The sequence below is a fragment of the Streptomyces sp. NPDC059668 genome (assembly GCF_042734135.1).
GTDB lineage: Bacteria > Actinomycetota > Actinomycetes > Streptomycetales > Streptomycetaceae > Streptomyces.
Map to the genome: position 1 here is coordinate 18,556 of NZ_JBHWEL010000054.1, position 14,829 is coordinate 33,384.

The 14,829-nt window shown below is 72.3% G+C and carries 15 protein-coding genes; 8 read left to right on the plus strand and 7 right to left on the minus strand.

The features are described from left to right. Nucleotides 1-15 precede the first annotated feature (15 nt). Nucleotides 16-1,722: a phenylacetic acid degradation protein PaaN gene (gene paaN, locus ACFV2J_RS30240; protein WP_385086158.1), complete on the plus strand. Its 1,707-nt coding sequence runs from the start codon at nt 16-18 to the stop codon at nt 1,720-1,722. On the opposite strand, the gene ACFV2J_RS30245 is transcribed toward paaN, so the two are convergent. The 3 genes from ACFV2J_RS30245 to ACFV2J_RS30255 are packed head-to-tail and all read right to left on the minus strand — an operon-like array spanning nt 1,719 to nt 4,872. Further along, on the minus strand, nt 1,719-2,522 hold the full coding sequence (locus ACFV2J_RS30245; protein WP_385086160.1) for a TrmH family RNA methyltransferase: 804 nt from the start codon (nt 2,520-2,522) through the stop codon (nt 1,719-1,721). The two genes, paaN and ACFV2J_RS30245, sit on opposite strands and share 4 nt — an antisense overlap. After that, on the minus strand, nt 2,519-3,748 hold the full coding sequence (locus ACFV2J_RS30250; RefSeq protein WP_385086162.1) for an HTTM domain-containing protein: 1,230 nt from the start codon (nt 3,746-3,748) through the stop codon (nt 2,519-2,521). Before ACFV2J_RS30250 ends, ACFV2J_RS30245 begins: the two co-directional genes overlap by 4 nt. Then, entirely contained in the window at nt 3,745-4,872 is a 1,128-nt protein-coding gene (locus ACFV2J_RS30255) for a DUF5819 family protein (RefSeq protein ID WP_385086164.1), read from the minus strand. Before ACFV2J_RS30255 ends, ACFV2J_RS30250 begins: the two co-directional genes overlap by 4 nt. A 259-nt stretch (nt 4,873-5,131) precedes the next feature. Here ACFV2J_RS30255 and paaA point away from each other — a divergent pair, with 259 nt between their 5' ends. The 6 genes from paaA to ACFV2J_RS30285 all read left to right on the plus strand — a co-directional run bounded on the left by paaA (nt 5,132) and on the right by ACFV2J_RS30285 (nt 10,169). Continuing rightward, nucleotides 5,132-6,175, plus strand: a complete 1,044-nt coding sequence (gene paaA, locus ACFV2J_RS30260) for a 1,2-phenylacetyl-CoA epoxidase subunit PaaA (RefSeq protein WP_385086166.1) — start codon at nt 5,132-5,134, stop codon at nt 6,173-6,175. Next, the gene (gene paaB / locus ACFV2J_RS30265; protein ID WP_148009329.1) at nt 6,172-6,459 is read left to right on the plus strand and encodes a 1,2-phenylacetyl-CoA epoxidase subunit PaaB; all 288 of its coding nucleotides are present in this window, start codon (nt 6,172-6,174) and stop codon (nt 6,457-6,459) included. Before paaA ends, paaB begins: the two co-directional genes overlap by 4 nt. Before the next feature lie 56 nt (nt 6,460-6,515). Further along, nucleotides 6,516-7,244 carry a 1,2-phenylacetyl-CoA epoxidase subunit PaaC gene (paaC, locus tag ACFV2J_RS30270; RefSeq protein ID WP_385086178.1) on the plus strand — a complete coding sequence of 243 codons (729 nt, stop codon included), beginning with the start codon at nt 6,516-6,518 and terminating at the stop codon, nt 7,242-7,244. Further along, the gene (gene paaD, locus ACFV2J_RS30275; protein ID WP_385086180.1) at nt 7,241-7,783 is read left to right on the plus strand and encodes a 1,2-phenylacetyl-CoA epoxidase subunit PaaD; all 543 of its coding nucleotides are present in this window, start codon (nt 7,241-7,243) and stop codon (nt 7,781-7,783) included. Before paaC ends, paaD begins: the two co-directional genes overlap by 4 nt. After that, nucleotides 7,783-8,847 carry a 2Fe-2S iron-sulfur cluster-binding protein gene (locus ACFV2J_RS30280; protein WP_385086168.1) on the plus strand — a complete coding sequence of 355 codons (1,065 nt, stop codon included), beginning with the start codon at nt 7,783-7,785 and terminating at the stop codon, nt 8,845-8,847. The genes paaD and ACFV2J_RS30280 overlap by 1 nt, the downstream gene beginning before the upstream one ends. Before the next feature lie 128 nt (nt 8,848-8,975). Further along, the gene (locus ACFV2J_RS30285; protein WP_385086170.1) at nt 8,976-10,169 is read left to right on the plus strand and encodes an acyl-CoA dehydrogenase family protein; all 1,194 of its coding nucleotides are present in this window, start codon (nt 8,976-8,978) and stop codon (nt 10,167-10,169) included. Between the two features lie 124 nt (nt 10,170-10,293). Here the strand turns inward: ACFV2J_RS30285 and ACFV2J_RS30290 are convergent, their stop codons facing one another. The 4 genes from ACFV2J_RS30290 to ACFV2J_RS30305 all read right to left on the minus strand — a co-directional run bounded on the left by ACFV2J_RS30290 (nt 10,294) and on the right by ACFV2J_RS30305 (nt 13,924). Then, nucleotides 10,294-10,623, minus strand: coding sequence for a rhodanese-like domain-containing protein (locus tag ACFV2J_RS30290; protein ID WP_385086182.1), 330 nt, complete (start codon nt 10,621-10,623; stop codon nt 10,294-10,296). A gap of 60 nt (nt 10,624-10,683) precedes the next feature. Further along, nucleotides 10,684-11,613, minus strand: coding sequence for a hypothetical protein (locus ACFV2J_RS30295; RefSeq protein ID WP_385086183.1), 930 nt, complete (start codon nt 11,611-11,613; stop codon nt 10,684-10,686). Nucleotides 11,614-11,935: 322 nt separating this feature from the next. Beyond that, nucleotides 11,936-13,366: a DUF2252 domain-containing protein gene (locus tag ACFV2J_RS30300; RefSeq protein WP_385086172.1), complete on the minus strand. Its 1,431-nt coding sequence runs from the start codon at nt 13,364-13,366 to the stop codon at nt 11,936-11,938. Nucleotides 13,367-13,552: 186 nt separating this feature from the next. Next, complete coding sequence (locus ACFV2J_RS30305; protein ID WP_385086174.1) at nt 13,553-13,924, minus strand: winged helix-turn-helix transcriptional regulator; 372 nt, start codon at nt 13,922-13,924, stop codon at nt 13,553-13,555. Between the two features lie 136 nt (nt 13,925-14,060). On the opposite strand from ACFV2J_RS30305, the gene ACFV2J_RS30310 reads away from it, so the two are divergent. Next, nucleotides 14,061-14,714, plus strand: a complete 654-nt coding sequence (locus ACFV2J_RS30310; protein ID WP_385086176.1) for an FMN-dependent NADH-azoreductase — start codon at nt 14,061-14,063, stop codon at nt 14,712-14,714. Nucleotides 14,715-14,829: the final 115 nt, after the last annotated feature.

Here is a 14,829-nt window from a genome sequence, read left to right on the forward strand (position 1 = left end):
AGGAGTTGGTCCCCGATGGCCGCCGAACTCACCGCGCACCAGTTGATCGCCCAGCACCGGCCCACCCTCGACCAGGCGCTGGAAGCCATCCGCACACGCGCGTACTGGTCCCCGCATCCCGAACACCCCAAGGCCTACGGCGAGAACGGCAGCCTGGGCATGGCCGAGGGCAAGGCCGCCTTCGACGCCGTCCTCGGCACCCGCCTCGACCTCGGCCAGCCGGGCACCGACGACTGGGTGGGCGGCGAGGTCTCGCCGTACGGCATCGCGCTGGACGTCACCTACCCGCACGCGGACATCGACGTGCTGCTGCCCGCCATGCGGGCCGGTCAGCGCGCCTGGCGCGACGCGGGCGCGGAGACACGCGCGGTGGTCTGTCTGGAGATCCTCAAGCGGATCGCCGACCGGACGCACGAATTCGCGCACGCCGTGATGCACACCAGCGGCCAGGCCTTCATGATGGCGTTCCAGGCGGGCGGCCCGCACGCGCAGGACCGCGGACTGGAAGCAGTGGCGTACGCGTACGCGGAGCAGGTGCGCACCCCGGACACCGCGGAGTGGACCAAGCCCCAGGGCAAGCGCGACCCGATCACGCTCACCAAGCAGTTCACCCCGGTCCCCCGGGGCATCGCGCTCGTCATCGGCTGCAACACCTTCCCCACGTGGAACGGCTACCCGGGTCTGTTCGCCTCCCTGGCCACCGGCAACGCAGTGCTCGTCAAGCCCCACCCGCGCGCGGTGCTGCCGCTCGCGCTCACCGTGCGCATCGCGCGCGAGGTGCTCGCCGAGGCGGGCTTCGACCCGAACCTGGTGGCGCTGGCCGCCGAGCGTCCCGGAGAGGGCATCGCCAAGACCCTGGCGGTCCGCCCCGAGATCCGGATCATCGACTACACGGGCTCCACGGCGTTCGGCGACTGGCTGGAGACCCACGCCCGCCAGGCGCAGGTCTACACCGAGAAGGCCGGCGTCAACACGGTGATCGTGGAGTCGACCGCCGACTACAAGGGCATGCTGTCCAACCTGGCCTTCTCCCTGTCCCTGTACAGCGGCCAGATGTGCACGACCCCGCAGAACCTCCTCATCCCGCGGGACGGCATCCGCACGGACGAGGGCCCCAAGTCGTACGACGAGGTGGTCGCCGACCTCGCCAGGTCGGTCGGCGGACTCCTCGGTGACGACGCCCGGGCCAACGGACTGCTCGGCGCCATCGTGAACCCCGACGTGAAGGCCCGCCTGGAGGCCGCCGCCGGCCTCGGCGAGGTCGCCCTCCCCTCCCGGGAGATCAGCAACCCCGAGTTCCCCGACGCCGTCGTCCGTACGCCGGTGATCGTGAAGCTCGACGGCGCCCGCAAGTACTGGGAAGCGGCGGACGACGAAGCCGCCTACATGAGCGAGTGCTTCGGCCCCGTCTCCTTCGCGGTCGCGGTCGACTCGGCGGCGGACTCCGTGGAGCTGCTGCGCCGGACCGTCCGGGACAAGGGCGCGATGACCGTCGGCGCGTACACCACCGACGAGGAGTTCGAGCAGGCCGTCCAGGAGGTCTGCCTGGAGGAATCCGCCCAGCTCTCCCTGAACCTCACGGGCGGGGTGTACGTCAACCAGACGGCGGCCTTCTCCGACTTCCACGGCTCCGGCGGCAACCCGGCGGCGAACGCGGCCCTGTGCGACGGCGCGTTCGTGGCCAACCGCTTCCGGGTCGTCGAGGTCCGCCGCGAGGCCTAGGAACCGACCGGTGCGCCCCCGGCGGCGCTCCAGTGGAACAGCGTCATGGCCACACTGGTCGCGAGGTTGTAGCTGGAGACCTGGGGGCGCATCGGCAGCGACACCAGGTGGTCGGCCCGCGCCCGCAGTTCGGGGGAGAGACCGCTGCGCTCGGAGCCGAACGCGAGCACGGCGTCGTCCGGGAGCTTGGTCCCCCGGATGTCCTCGCCCTCCGGGTCGAGGGCGAACACCGGCCCGGACGGCAGCTCGGCGACCGTCAGCCGCTCCACGACGGTCGCGAAGTGCAGGCCCGCCCCGCCGCGCACCACGGTCGGGTGCCAGGGGTCGAGGGTGCCCGTCGTGACGACCCCGGTCGCGCCGAAGCCGGCCGCGAGCCGGATCACGGCACCCGCGTTGCCGAGGTTGCGCGGCTGGTCGAGCACCACCACCGGCGCGGTGCGGGGCGTGGCTGACAGGGCCCGCAGACCGGCCTCGCGGGAGGGGCGTACGGCCAGTGCGGCGACCGCGGTGGGGTGCGGACGCGCGACCAGGGACCGGTAAGCGGCCTCCGGGACCTCCACCAGCAGGCCGTCCAGAGCGTCGCGCACGTCCGGGGCCAGTTCGTCGGCGAGGGCCAGTGCCGCCCGCCGGTCGTCGGTGACCGCCGTCAGGACCTCGGCCCCGAAGCGCACCGCGTGCTTGAGGGCGTGGAAGCCGTCGAGCAGGACGGAGGTGCCGGCGAGCCGGTGCCAGGTGCCCACCGGGTCCTTCGCGCCGTCGTGCTCGTCCGTGCGGTCGCGGTCGTCAGCGGGGTCCTTCATGCGGTGAAGCCTACGTGCGGGTCCTCGGAGCCCTCCGGGACGCGCGGGCCACGCTCGCGCTGACCCGGCACCTTCGGGACGCCGCCCGGCAGCAGCCGGTCACGCGCGCGTGCCGTCAGCCCGCCCAGTCGTCGCAAGAAGGACGTCGGCAGGAACACCGAGTCGGCGGCGATCATCGCGAGCGAGAAGAACGGCAGTCCGAGGACCACGGCGATCACGGCGTGTTCGATCATCATCGCCGCCAGCAGCACGTTCTTGACCCGCCGGTTGAACAGGGTGAAGGGGAAGGCGACCTGCACGACGACCGTCCCGTAGGTCACCAGCATCACGATCGTGCCGTGTGCGGCCAGCAGGTCGGACAGGGCCGGCCAGGGCGAGAAGTAGTCGAGGTGGAGCGGGTAGTAGACGGCGGTGCCGTCCTGCCAGCGCGAGCCCTGGATCTTGTACCAGCCCGCCGTCGCGTAGATCAGGCACGCCTCGGCCATGATCACGAACAGGGCCGCGTTGTGCACCATGTTCGCGATCACGTCGAGCAGGATCCGCGGCTGCGGGGTGCGCGCCCGGCGGCCGACGGCCCACCACAGCGCCTGTACCGCCCACAGTCCCCAGAACACCGTCAGCCAGCCGCCGCTGAGGTGTCCCGCGAACGTCACCACGGCCAGCACCAGGCCGAGTCCCGCCCACAGGACGGGCCCGGCCCGGTCCGGGCCGGCGGCCCGCGAGGCCTCCCCGCACGCGCGTGCCTCCCCCGCGAGCCGTGCGCGCCGGGCGTCCAGCGACCACACCTGCCCGCAGCGCGTGCCCACCAGGTAGATCGCCATCAGGTGGATGACGTTGTCGCCGCCGTCCCCCATGAAGATGCTGCGGTTCTGCAGCGAGAGCACGCCGACCATGAACAGCACGGACGTCGTGCGGGTCCGCCAGCCCACCAGCAGCAGGACGCTGGAGAGCACGGCCACCGCGTAGACGGTCTCGAACCACACCTGGCTGTCGGACCACATCAGGGCCGTGAAGGCGTGGTTGTCCGCGACGAGCCGCTGGGCGAGGCCCCAGCTCCAGGGCCCGTCGGGCCCGTACATCTCCTGGCGGTCGGGGAACTCCCGCAGCAGGAACAGCAGCCAGGTGGCGGCGAAGCCGATCCGGATCACGGCGGCCTGGTACGGGCCCAGCGCGGCGTCGGTGACCCGGGTGACGGCCCTCGAGACGGGCGCTGCGAATCGGTTCATCGGGCGCTCGCCTCCGTCGTCCGCGTGTCCGTCAGGTCCTTCTCGGGGACCGTCCACCAGGGCAGCTCGCGCAGGACGGGTTTGTCGGGCACCTGCTCGTCGCTCCACTCGGGGGGCCGTACGTTGGTGGTGCGGGAGCGGACCTGGACGCGTTCGACGACGGCGCCCTTGTCGGCCGCCCCCTCACGGTGGAGGCGCAGCACCACGACGCGGCGCAGATAGCGTTCGGAGAGGTCGCCGCGCAGGCCCACCGGGCGGTTGTCGTTGTCGTGCGTGCCGACGTAGAAGTCCCAGGCCCGGCGCAGTTCGTTCTGCTGGGTGTGGCTCGGGAGCAGATTGCCGTCGATGGCCGCGCCGTCGAGCGCGGACAGGTCGTACCAGCCGGTCTCGGTGGCGCCGCCGTCCGTGGTGCGGACCCGGGCACGGACCTGGACGTCGATGTTCTGCTGGAGCGGGTTGGGGGCGAAGAGCTTCCAGTTCTGCTCGAACTCGGGGTAGATCCACTCGTCGATCGCCCTGCCGTGCTGCTTGGTGACGGTGTTCGAGGGCGCGACGTGCAGGAACACCATCCCGAGATGCACGCAGGCGAGGACCCCGACGGCGGCGAGGGCGAACGCCGCGACGATCTGGTGCCGCAGGGGGAGGGCGGCGATGCCGGTGAGGGCGGGCGCGGGGGCGGGCGCAGGGGCGGCCGCGGCCGCGGGATGCCCCGGGAGCGCTTCGGACGTGGAGAGGGGGCGCGCGGCAGGGAGCACGGGAGGGAAGGGGACGCGGGCGCCGGAGTCCGCGGGAACGGGCGCCGTTCCACCGTCGTCGGGCGCCATGCTCTCCGGTCCGGCTGGCACGGGGGCCTCGGGGCCGGCCGGCTCGCGAGCCTCGGTGTCGGGGGCGGGTGGCTCGGGAGCCTCTGTGTCAGGTGGCTCGGGTGCTCCGGACGCAGCCGACCCGCGGCCCTCGGTCTCGGGCGTCCCGGCAGCGGAGCCGGCCGGCTCCGGCGCGGCGGCGGTGAGGGACGCGTCATCGGGCACGGCACCGGCCGGGACGGGGCCCTCGCGCAGGGGGCCGCCGGGCCCGTCCGGCCCGTGCCGGGCGTTCGAGCCCTCGTCGTACGCGTCCGCGTCCATTCCGCCCCGATTCCGATCCCGGTCCGATTCCCGCCGCCGGGCGCGCGACGCCCGAACCCCCGCGCGCAGCACTCCGCGGCGTGCGCACGGGAACCGTACTCAGGCTCGGCCCCTCGGCACAGCCCCGTCCGCCACACCCGGCACAACAGTCGCCTCGAGGTTATCCACAGCGGTTGACACCTTACGGCGCCCGTCCCACCATTGAATCGACAGAACCGAACGATCGGTCGGTCGGGAGCGAGAGGTCGAGGGGGACCGCATGGCGACAGCAGCAGCGCATCGCACGGCCCGTACGCAGGTGGCAGAACCGGCGGGCGATGCCGGGGCCACGGCGGCGTACGAGGCCGCTTTCGACGCCTCGGTGGCGGCCGACGAACGCATCGAGCCCCGGGACTGGATGCCCGACGCCTACCGTTCCACGCTGGTCCGGCAGATCGCCCAGCACGCCCACTCCGAGATCATCGGCATGCAGCCGGAGGCCAACTGGATCACGCGCGCGCCCTCGCTGCGCCGCAAGGCGATCCTGATGGCCAAGGTCCAGGACGAGGCGGGGCACGGCCTCTATCTCTACAGCGCGGCCGAGACGCTCGGCACCAGCCGCGAGGAGCTGCTCGACAAACTGCACTCCGGCCGCCAGAAGTACTCGTCGATCTTCAACTACCCGACGCTGACCTGGGCGGACGTCGGCGCCATCGGCTGGCTGGTGGACGGCGCCGCGATCACCAACCAGGTCCCCCTGTGCCGCTGCTCGTACGGGCCCTACGCACGCGCGATGGTCCGCGTCTGCAAGGAGGAGTCCTTCCACCAGCGCCAGGGGTACGAGCTGCTGCTGGCCCTCAGCCGTGGCACCCCCGCGCAGCACGAGATGGCGCAGGACGCGGTGAACCGCTGGTGGTGGCCCTCCCTGATGATGTTCGGGCCGCCCGACGACGAGTCCTCGCACTCCGCGCAGTCCATGGCCTGGAAGATCAAGCGCCACTCGAACGACGAGCTGCGCCAGCGCTTCGTGGACATCTGCGTCCCCCAGGCCCAGTCACTCGGCCTGACCCTGCCGGACCCGGACCTGGTGTGGAACGAGGAGCGGGGGCAGCACGACTTCGGCCCGATCGACTGGACGGAGTTCTGGGAGGTCCTCAAGGGCAACGGCCCGTGCAACGACCAGCGCATCACGCAGCGCAGGCGGGCCCACGAAGAGGGTGCGTGGGTGAGAGAGGCGGCCGCGGCCTACGCGGACAAGCACACCGCCGGTCCGACCGGAGAGATAAGCGGCTCGGCCGACGAGAACGGGAAGGCGCGCGCATGACCACCAACGACTGGCCGCTGTGGGAGGTCTTCGTGCGCTCGCGCCGCGGGCTCTCGCACACCCACGCAGGCAGCCTGCACGCGCCGGACGCCGAGCTGGCGCTGCGCAACGCGCGGGATCTGTACACGCGTCGCGGCGAGGGCATCTCGATCTGGGTCGTCCCGTCCGCCGCGATCACCGCGTCCTCCCCGGACGAGAAGGACCCGTTCTTCGAGCCGTCCGCGGACAAGCCCTACCGCCACCCGACGTTCTACGAGATCCCGGAAGGGGTGAAGCACCTGTGACGAACGCATCCAGCACCCACGCGCCCTCGGCCGAGGGGTCCCCGGCGCAGCCGCCCCTGGCACCCGCGGCGTCCGGGTCGGTGACCGCCGCGGCCCTCGCCCTCGGGGACGACGCCTTGGTGCTCTCGCACCGCCTGGGGGAGTGGGCCGGCCACGCGCCCGTCCTCGAAGAGGAAGTGGCCCTGGCCAACATCGCGCTGGACCTGCTCGGTCAGGCCAGGGTGCTGCTGTCCATGGCCGGCGACGAGGACGAACTGGCGTATCTGCGCGAGGAGCGCGCCTTCCGCAACCTCCAGCTCGTCGAGCAGCCGGGCGGCGACTTCGCGCACACCATCGCCCGTCAGCTGTACTTCTCCACCTACCAGCGGCTCCTGTACGCGCAACTGGCCGCCGGGGAAGGCGTGTTCGCCCCGCTCGCGGCAAAGGCCGTCAAGGAGGTCGCCTACCACCAGGACCACGCCGAACAGTGGACCCTGCGACTCGGCGACGGCACGGACGTCAGCCACGAGCGGATGCGACAGGCCTGCGGGGCCCTGTGGCGGTTCACGGGAGAGATGTTCCAGCCGATCGCGGGCGTGGACGTCGACTGGGACGCGATCGAGACCGAATGGCTGGAGTCCGTCACCGAGGTCCTGCGTCGCGCGACGCTGGAGGTCCCCGACGGCCCGCGGTCCGGAGCATGGGCCGCCGGCGCCGGACGGCAGGGACTGCACACCGAGTCCTTCGGACGGATGCTCGCCGAGATGCAGCATCTGCACCGCAGCCACCCGGGGGCGTCATGGTGACGACGACCACCGCCCTGGAGGAGGAACTGCGCAGACTGGCCGGGTCCGTTCCCGACCCGGAACTGCCCGTGCTCACCCTGGAGGACCTCGGCGTACTGCGCTCCGTGCACGTCCGGGGCGAAGGCGCCGTCGACGTGGAGCTGACCCCGACGTACACCGGCTGTCCGGCCGTCGAGGCGATGACCGTGGACATCGAGCGCGTACTGCACGAGCACGGGGTGCGGGAGGTGTCCGTACGGACGGTGCTCAGCCCGGCCTGGTCGACGGACGACATCTCGGACGAAGGCCGCCGCAAGCTGCGGGAGTTCGGGATAGCGCCGCCGCGCGGCGGACGGGGGACGGGTCCGGTGACGGTCGGACTGGGACCGACGCGCACACTGACGCGGCCGGCGGCCCAGGACACCTACGAGCCCGTGTGCTGTCCGCACTGCGGATCGACCGACACCGAACTGCTCAGCCGTTTCTCGTCCACCGCCTGCAAGGCACTGCGGCGCTGCCTGTCCTGCCGTGAACCGTTCGACCACTTCAAGGAGTTGTGATGGCTCGCTTCCACCCGCTCCCGGTGGCCGCGGTCGACCGGCTCACCGACGACTCGGTGGCCCTGACCTTCGCGGTGCCGCCCGCCCTGCGCGCGGCGTACCGGCACGCTCCCGGTCAGCACCTCGCGCTGCGGCGCACGGTCGACGGCACGGAGATTCGACGCACCTACTCCATCTGCTCCCCCGCACCCGCACCGGATGGCGAGGGTCCGCTCACCCTGCGGGTCGGGGTGCGCCTGGTCGACGGCGGAGCGTTCTCGACGTACGCGCTCAAGGAGATCGCCGTCGGTGACGAGGTGGAGGTGATGACACCGGCGGGACGGTTCACGCTGGAACCGGCGGCCGGGCTGTACGCGGCCGTGATCGGCGGCAGTGGGATCACGCCGGTGCTGTCGATCGTCGCGACGCTGCTGACGCGGGAGCCCGAGGCGCGGTTCTGTCTGATACGCAGCGACCGGACGTCCGCGTCGACGATGTTCCTGGAAGAGGTCGCCGACCTCAAGGACCGTTTCCCCCAGCGGTTCCAGCTGGTCACCGTGCTCTCCCGGGAGGAACAGCAGGCGGGGCTGCCGTCCGGGCGGCTCGACCAGGAGCGGCTGGCGCAGCTGCTTCCGGCGTTGCTGCCCGTGGACCGGGTGGCGGGGTGGTTCCTGTGCGGGCCGTTCGGTCTGGTGCAGGGAGCCGAGCGCGCCCTGCGCGGGCTGGGTGTGGGACGGACCCGGATCCACGAGGAGATCTTCCACGTGGACGGCGGGGACACGAAGGTTCCCGGCATACCGGCTCCCGCGCACAGCACGGTGACGGCTCGGCTCGACGGCCGCGGCGGGACCTGGCCCGTCCAGGACGGCGAATCGCTCCTGGACGCGGTGCTGCGCAACCGACCGGACGCTCCCTACGCCTGCAAGGGCGGAGTGTGCGGGACCTGCCGCGCCTTCCTGGTCTCCGGCGAGGTGCGGATGGACCGCAACTTCGCGCTGGAGCCGGAGGAGACGGAGGCGGGGTACGTGCTGGCCTGTCAGTCCCGTCCGGCCACGGAGAGCGTGGAGTTGGACTTCGACCGGTAGCCGGAGGCGGGCCGGCCGTTCCCTTCTCGTAGAACCTGTTCTATCTTGACGCTCCGTCAGATCGGGTGCCCTGTCCGGTACCGGGCGAGCCGCCCGGGCGGTGGGTCGGCGCGTGGAAGGACAGGACCGTGGACTTCACCTTCACCGAGGAACAACAGGCGGCGGTCGAGGCGGCGGAGGCGGTGTTCGGCGGGGTCGCGCCGGACGGGGTGCCGAGCCCCGCGCTCACCGCGGGCGCCGTCGCCGACGACTTCGACCGGGCACTGTGGGCGAAGCTCGCCGCCGCGGACCTGCTGAGTCTGCTGCTGGACTCCGCGTACGGCGGAGCGGGCCTGGACCCGATCGCGCTGTGCCTGGTGCTGCGCGAGTCCGCGAAGGTACTCGCGCGGGTACCGCTGCTGGAGAGCACCGCGGCCGCGGTCGTCGTGCAGGAGTACGGCAGCGAGGAGATGAAGTCCGGGCTGCTCGCGCGGGCGGGCCGGGGCGAGGTCGTGCTGACCGTCGCGGCGAACGGACGTACCGGTCACGAGCCGGCCGACCGCGCCGTGACCGCCCGGCAGGACGGTGACGCATGGCTGCTGGACGGCGTGCAGACGGCGGTCGCGTGGGCACACGGGGCGGACTTCGTCGTCGTACCCGCGCACACCCGCGACGGCCGGACCGTCCTCGCGCTGGTGCCCCGGGGCCACGAGGCGACCGTGCTCGGTGAGCAGATCTCCACCACCGGGGAACGCCTGGGCGAGCTGCGTCTGGAGTCCGCGCGGATACCCGCCCGGCAGGTCATCGACGCGGAGGGGGCGTGGGAGCGGTTGCGTGAACTGCTGACCACCGGGACCTGTGCGCTGGCACTCGGGCTCGGCGAGAGGGTTCTCGGGATGACGAGCGCCTACACCGGCAAGCGCGAGCAGTTCGGGTTTCCGGTCGCCACGTTCCAGGCCGTCGCCGTGCAGGCCGCCGACCGTTACATCGACCTGCGCGCGATGGAGGCGACACTCTGGCAGGCCGCGTGGCGGATCGGCACGAGAGCTGCCGGTACGGGGGCGGACGGTGCGGGGGCGGACGGTGCGGGGGCGGGCGGTGCGGGGGCGGGCGGTCCGCTGCCGGTGGCCGGGGACGTGGCCGTCGCCAAGATCTGGGCGTCGGAGGGGGTACGGCGGGTCGTGCAGACGGCGCAGCATCTGCACGGGGGGTTCGGCGCGGACACCGACTACCCACTGCACCGCTATCACGCCTGGGCCAAGCACCTGGAGCTGTCACTCGGACCGGCGGCCGCTCATGAGGAGGCGCTGGGAGACCTGCTCGCGACCCATCCCCTGGGGTGACCGACCGCACACCGGAACCGGACCCGGGCCGACGCCCGAACCGGTGCCCGAACCGACACCCCGACCGGCGCGGTGAGCGCCGGCGGGGCGGATGCCGGGGTCGGCCGGGGCCTCGCCGGGGTGCCTAGAGCACGAAGCCGGCGGCGCCCTTGTCGTCCACCACGGGGCGGCCGGAGGCGGCCCAGACCTGCATGCCGCCGTCGACGTTCACGGCGTCGATGCCCTGCTGGACCAGATACATCGCGACCTGCGCGGAACGGCCGCCGGAACGGCAGATCACGTTGACCTTGCCGTCCTGCGGCGCCGCCTCCGTCAACTCGCCGTAGCGCGCGACGAACTCGCTCATGGGGATGTGCAGCGCCCCCTCGGCGTGACCCGCCTGCCACTCGTCGTCCTCGCGGACGTCCAGCAGGAAGTCTCCGTCCGCGAGATCGCCGATCTCGACCGTGGGCACACCAGATCCAAATTGCATGCCTCCGACGCTACCCGACCGGGCGGGCCGACGGACCAGGTCCTAGCCGACCAGTCGGGCCAGCTCCGCCTCGCGCTCGCCGACCTGGGCCAGCAGCTGCTCGGCGATCTCCTCCAGGAGCCGGTCGGGGTCGTCCGGGGCGAGCTTGAGCATGGCGCCGATGGCGCTCTCCTCCAGTTCGTGGGCGACGTGAGTGAGCATCTCCTTGCGTTCGGAGAGCCACTCGAGACGGGCGTACAGCTCCTCGCTGCGGCTCGGCTTCCACTCCTTGGGCACCGGACCCGCCGCCCACTCCTCGGAGAGCTCCCGCAGCAGCGCCTCGTCACCCCGGGCGTACGCGGCGTTGACCCGGGAGATGAACTCGTCGCGCCGCACGCGCTCGTCCTCGTCCTGGGCCAGGTCGGGGTGGGCCTTGCGGGCGAGCTCACGGTAGAGCTTGCGGGCCTCGTCGCTGGGGCGGACCCGCTGCGGGGGCCGCACGGGCTGCTCCGTCAGCATCGCCACGGCCTCCGGGAACAGTCCCTCCGAGTCCATCCAGCCGTGGAACAGTTCCTCGACCCCGGGCATCGGCATGACCCGTGCCCGCGCCTCGTCCGCCTTGCGTATGTCCTCCGGGTCCCCGGTACGCGCGGCCTGTGCCTCGGCGATCTGCGCGTCCAGCTCGTCGAGCCGGGAGTACATGGGGCCGAGCTTCTGGTGGTGCAGCCGCGAGAAGTTCTCGACCTCGACGCGGAAGGTCTCCACGGCGATCTCGAACTCGATCAGCGCCTGTTCGGCCGCCCGCACCGCCCGTTCGAGCCGCGCCTCGGGCCGCGCCTCGCCCTGCGGTGCGTCGCTCCCGGAGCCCGGAGCATCGGGCGCCGAGGTGTCGGAGTCCTCGTTCCGATCGTCCGCGCCCGGCTGGTCGCCCGCGCCCGGCTCGTCGAGGCTCCGCGCGTCCGAGCTCTCCTGGCTCAGGTTCTCGGCACCCACCTGCGCGGTGCCCGTTCCCGCGGTGCCCGTTCCCGCAGCACTTACGCTCTCGGCACCCGCGTCCTGGGGGGTCCCGTTCTCGGGCGCCGCGTCTTCGGCTGCCGTGGTCGAGGCCGGGGCGGCGGACTGGGCATCCCCAGCATCCTGGGACCGGGCATCCTCGGCCTCGATGCGGTCGGACTGGCTGTGCTCGGCTTCCGGGGTCGTCACCCGCCCAGCGTAGGCCACGCCTCGCCGGGCTCACCCGGAACCACCGACTGAGGCCTCCCGCTCCCCCGGCCGCACCCTGGCACCCGGAGAATCTCCGCGTCCGCTTCCGCGCTCAGACTCCTTGCTCCGCCGCGATCCGCCCCTCCCGGACCGCCGTCACCAGGGCCGCGTGGTCCGCCTCCGTGCGGTCCGCGTAGGCCACGGCGAACGTGGCGACGGCCTCGTCGAGCTCCTCGTTCTTTCCGCAGTAGCCGGCGATCAGACGCGGGTCGGCGCTGTGCGTGTGGGCGCGCGCGAGGAGCGCGCCGGTCATGCGGGCGTAGTCGTCGACCTGGTCGACGGCGAGCGCGGCGGGGTCGACGCTGCCCTTGCGGTTGCGGAACTGCCGCACCTGGAAGGCTCGGCCCTCGACCGTGGTCCAGCCGAGCAGGATGTCGCTGACGACCTGCATGCGCTTCTGGCCGAGGACGACACGGCGGCCCTCGTGCGACACGGCCGGTACGGCGTGACCGGCTGTCGCCAGGTGCGGCAGCAGCGCCGAGGCGCGAGCCTCCTTCACCTGGAGGACGAGGGGTTCGCCGCGGTGGTCCAGGAGCAGCACGACGTACGAACGCATGCCGACGCTGCCGGTGCCGACGATGCGGAAGGCGACGTCGTGCACCGCGTACCGGGCGAGGAGGGGGAGGCGGTCCTCCGAGACCGTCGTCAGGTACTGCTCCAGCGAGGCCGCGACCGCTGCCGCCTCCGCGTCGGGCACCCGGCGCAGCACCGGCGCCGCGTCGACGAAGCGCCGTCCGCCGCCCTCGACCGGCGCCGTCGACCTGGCGGCGAACCGCCCGCTGGTGTTGGCCCGCGCCTTCTCCGAGACCCGCTCCAGGGTGCCGAGCAGGTCGTGGGCGTCGGTGTGGGAGACGAGCTCCTCGTCCGCGATGGCGTTCCACGCGTCCAGCACGGGGAGCTTGGCGAGGAGGCGCATCGTGCGCCGGTAGGCACCGGCGGCGTCGTTGGCCGCCTTGCGGCAGGTGTCCTCGTCCGCGCCCGCCTCCCGGCCCGCGAGCACGAGCGAGGCGGCGAGGCGCTTGAGGTCCCACTCCCACGGGCCGCGCACGGTCTCGTCGAAGTCGTTCAGGTCGATGACCAGGCCGCCGCGCGCGTCGCCGTACAGGCCGAAGTTCGCCGCGTGGGCGTCGCCGCAGATCTGGGCGTCGACACCGGTCATGGGGGTGCGTGCGAGGTCGTACGCCATCAGGCCGGCCGAACCGCGCAGGAAGGCGAAGGGGGTGGCGGCCATCCTGCCGACCCGTATCGGCGTGAGCTCGGGAATTCTGCCGCGGTTGGACTCCTCGACCACCGTCACAACGTCCGGCCGGTCGGTGTCAGGGGTCAGCTCGGCGTGCGCGGTGCGCGGCACCCGGGCACGGAGCGACTTGCCCTTCTCCTTGGGCGAGCCCTGCGCGGGCCAGCCCGCGAACCCCGGGACCGCGAAGACCCCGGACACCCTGGGCGCCTGGAGCGCCTCAGCCCTCGTACCCAGCTCGGTCATGGCGACCGCCTCCCCCGCACGCACGAACATCAACTCGTGACGACGGTACAGCCGGTGGCCGAAACGCGTCAGACCCTGTGGACAACTCCGCGCCTGTGGACGATCACCTCGTGCGAGGGCCGCCTCCCGGTCCCCCCGCTCCGCTCCCGGACCTCTCCGGAATCCTCCCGATGAGCGGTGGGCCGCTCACTTCCTGAGCTCGGAGGGACACTGCGGGCTTCCCGGCAGATGCTTCTCCGCCCAGCTCCCCAGTTCCAGCAGCGCGGGCTCCAGCGCGGCGCCGGCCTCCGTCAGGCCGTACGAGACCCGCAGCGGGGGACCTTCGTCGACCTCGCGCACGACGAGTCCCGCCGCGGCGAGTTCCGTGAGGCGGTCGGAGAGCATCCGTTCGCTGATGCCGGGGATCGCCCGGCGCAGGTCGGCGAAGTGCACGGGGTGCGGCAGCAGCACGGCCACGATCAGGCCCGTCCAGCGCTTTCCGAACAGCTGGAAGACCCGGGCCATGCCGTCGTCGACCTTCTGGCACGGCCCCACGTCGTGTGCTCCCAGCTCTGGCATGGCTCCAGAGTACTGCCGTTCTCCTTTGGGGATGAAAAAAAGTAAGTAGCTGTGTTATCTCTAGTCGAGTACAAAAAAGAAGCCCACGGGATCCGTCCCGTCGGCTCGACCCGCCACACCCTTTTGGAGATCCCCCATGGCCACCCTCCTCCACATCGACTCGTCCGTTTTCCCGGGTTCCGCCTCCACCTCGCGCACCGTGAGCGACGCGTTCCGCAAGGCCTGGGAGGACCAGCACCCGCAGGGCACCGTGATCTACCGCGACCTCGCCGCGAACCCGGCTCCGCACATCACGGCCGACGCCCACACCGCCGGTTTCGCCCCGGCGGACGCGCACACCCCGGAGCAGGCCGCCGCCTTCGCCGAGCGGCTGGAGTTCATCGAGGAGCTGGAGCGCGCGGACGCGATCCTGATCGGCGCGCCGATGTACAACTACGCGATCCCGTCGACCCTCAAGGCGTGGCTGGACAACGTGATCCTCATCGGCCGCACCGCCATGGCCGAGGACTCGAAGGTCAAGGGCACCCCGGTCACGGTCGTCGCCAGCCGCGGCGGTTCGTACGCGCCGGGCACGCCCCGCGAGGGCTACGAGTACGTACAGAACTACCTGGAGGCCATCCTGCGCGACACCCTCGGCCTCGACCTCGACTTCATCGTCCCGGAGCTCACCATGGCCCCGCACAACCCGGCGATGTCCGAGCTGGTCCCGCTCTTCGAGGCCTCCCGCACGAAGGCGCTCGACGCGGCCGCCATCAGGGCCAAGGAACTGGCCGACCGTTTCGCCGCGTAGCCCCTCCGGGGGGGTGGTGTGGGGGGGGGGCGCGGGGGGAGGGGACGGCGGGGGCGGCGCGGGGGGGGAGGGACGGGGGCGGGCGCGGGCAATGACCCGCGCGGGCTCGGTGTGG

Excerpts from the sequence above, each read along its gene's own strand:
- paaN (WP_385086158.1), top strand. The coding sequence starts at position 16 with ATGGCCGCCGAACTCACCGCGCACCAGTTGATCGCCCAGCACCGGCCC.
- ACFV2J_RS30245 (WP_385086160.1), bottom strand. The coding sequence starts at position 2,522 with ATGAAGGACCCCGCTGACGACCGCGACCGCACGGACGAGCACGACGGC.
- ACFV2J_RS30250 (WP_385086162.1), bottom strand. The coding sequence starts at position 3,748 with ATGAACCGATTCGCAGCGCCCGTCTCGAGGGCCGTCACCCGGGTCACC.
- ACFV2J_RS30255 (WP_385086164.1), bottom strand. The coding sequence starts at position 4,872 with ATGGACGCGGACGCGTACGACGAGGGCTCGAACGCCCGGCACGGGCCG.
- paaA (WP_385086166.1), top strand. The coding sequence starts at position 5,132 with ATGGCGACAGCAGCAGCGCATCGCACGGCCCGTACGCAGGTGGCAGAA.
- paaB (WP_148009329.1), top strand. The coding sequence starts at position 6,172 with ATGACCACCAACGACTGGCCGCTGTGGGAGGTCTTCGTGCGCTCGCGC.
- ACFV2J_RS30280 (WP_385086168.1), top strand. The coding sequence starts at position 7,783 with ATGGCTCGCTTCCACCCGCTCCCGGTGGCCGCGGTCGACCGGCTCACC.
- ACFV2J_RS30300 (WP_385086172.1), bottom strand. The coding sequence starts at position 13,366 with ATGACCGAGCTGGGTACGAGGGCTGAGGCGCTCCAGGCGCCCAGGGTG.
- ACFV2J_RS30305 (WP_385086174.1), bottom strand. The coding sequence starts at position 13,924 with ATGCCAGAGCTGGGAGCACACGACGTGGGGCCGTGCCAGAAGGTCGAC.
- ACFV2J_RS30310 (WP_385086176.1), top strand. The coding sequence starts at position 14,061 with ATGGCCACCCTCCTCCACATCGACTCGTCCGTTTTCCCGGGTTCCGCC.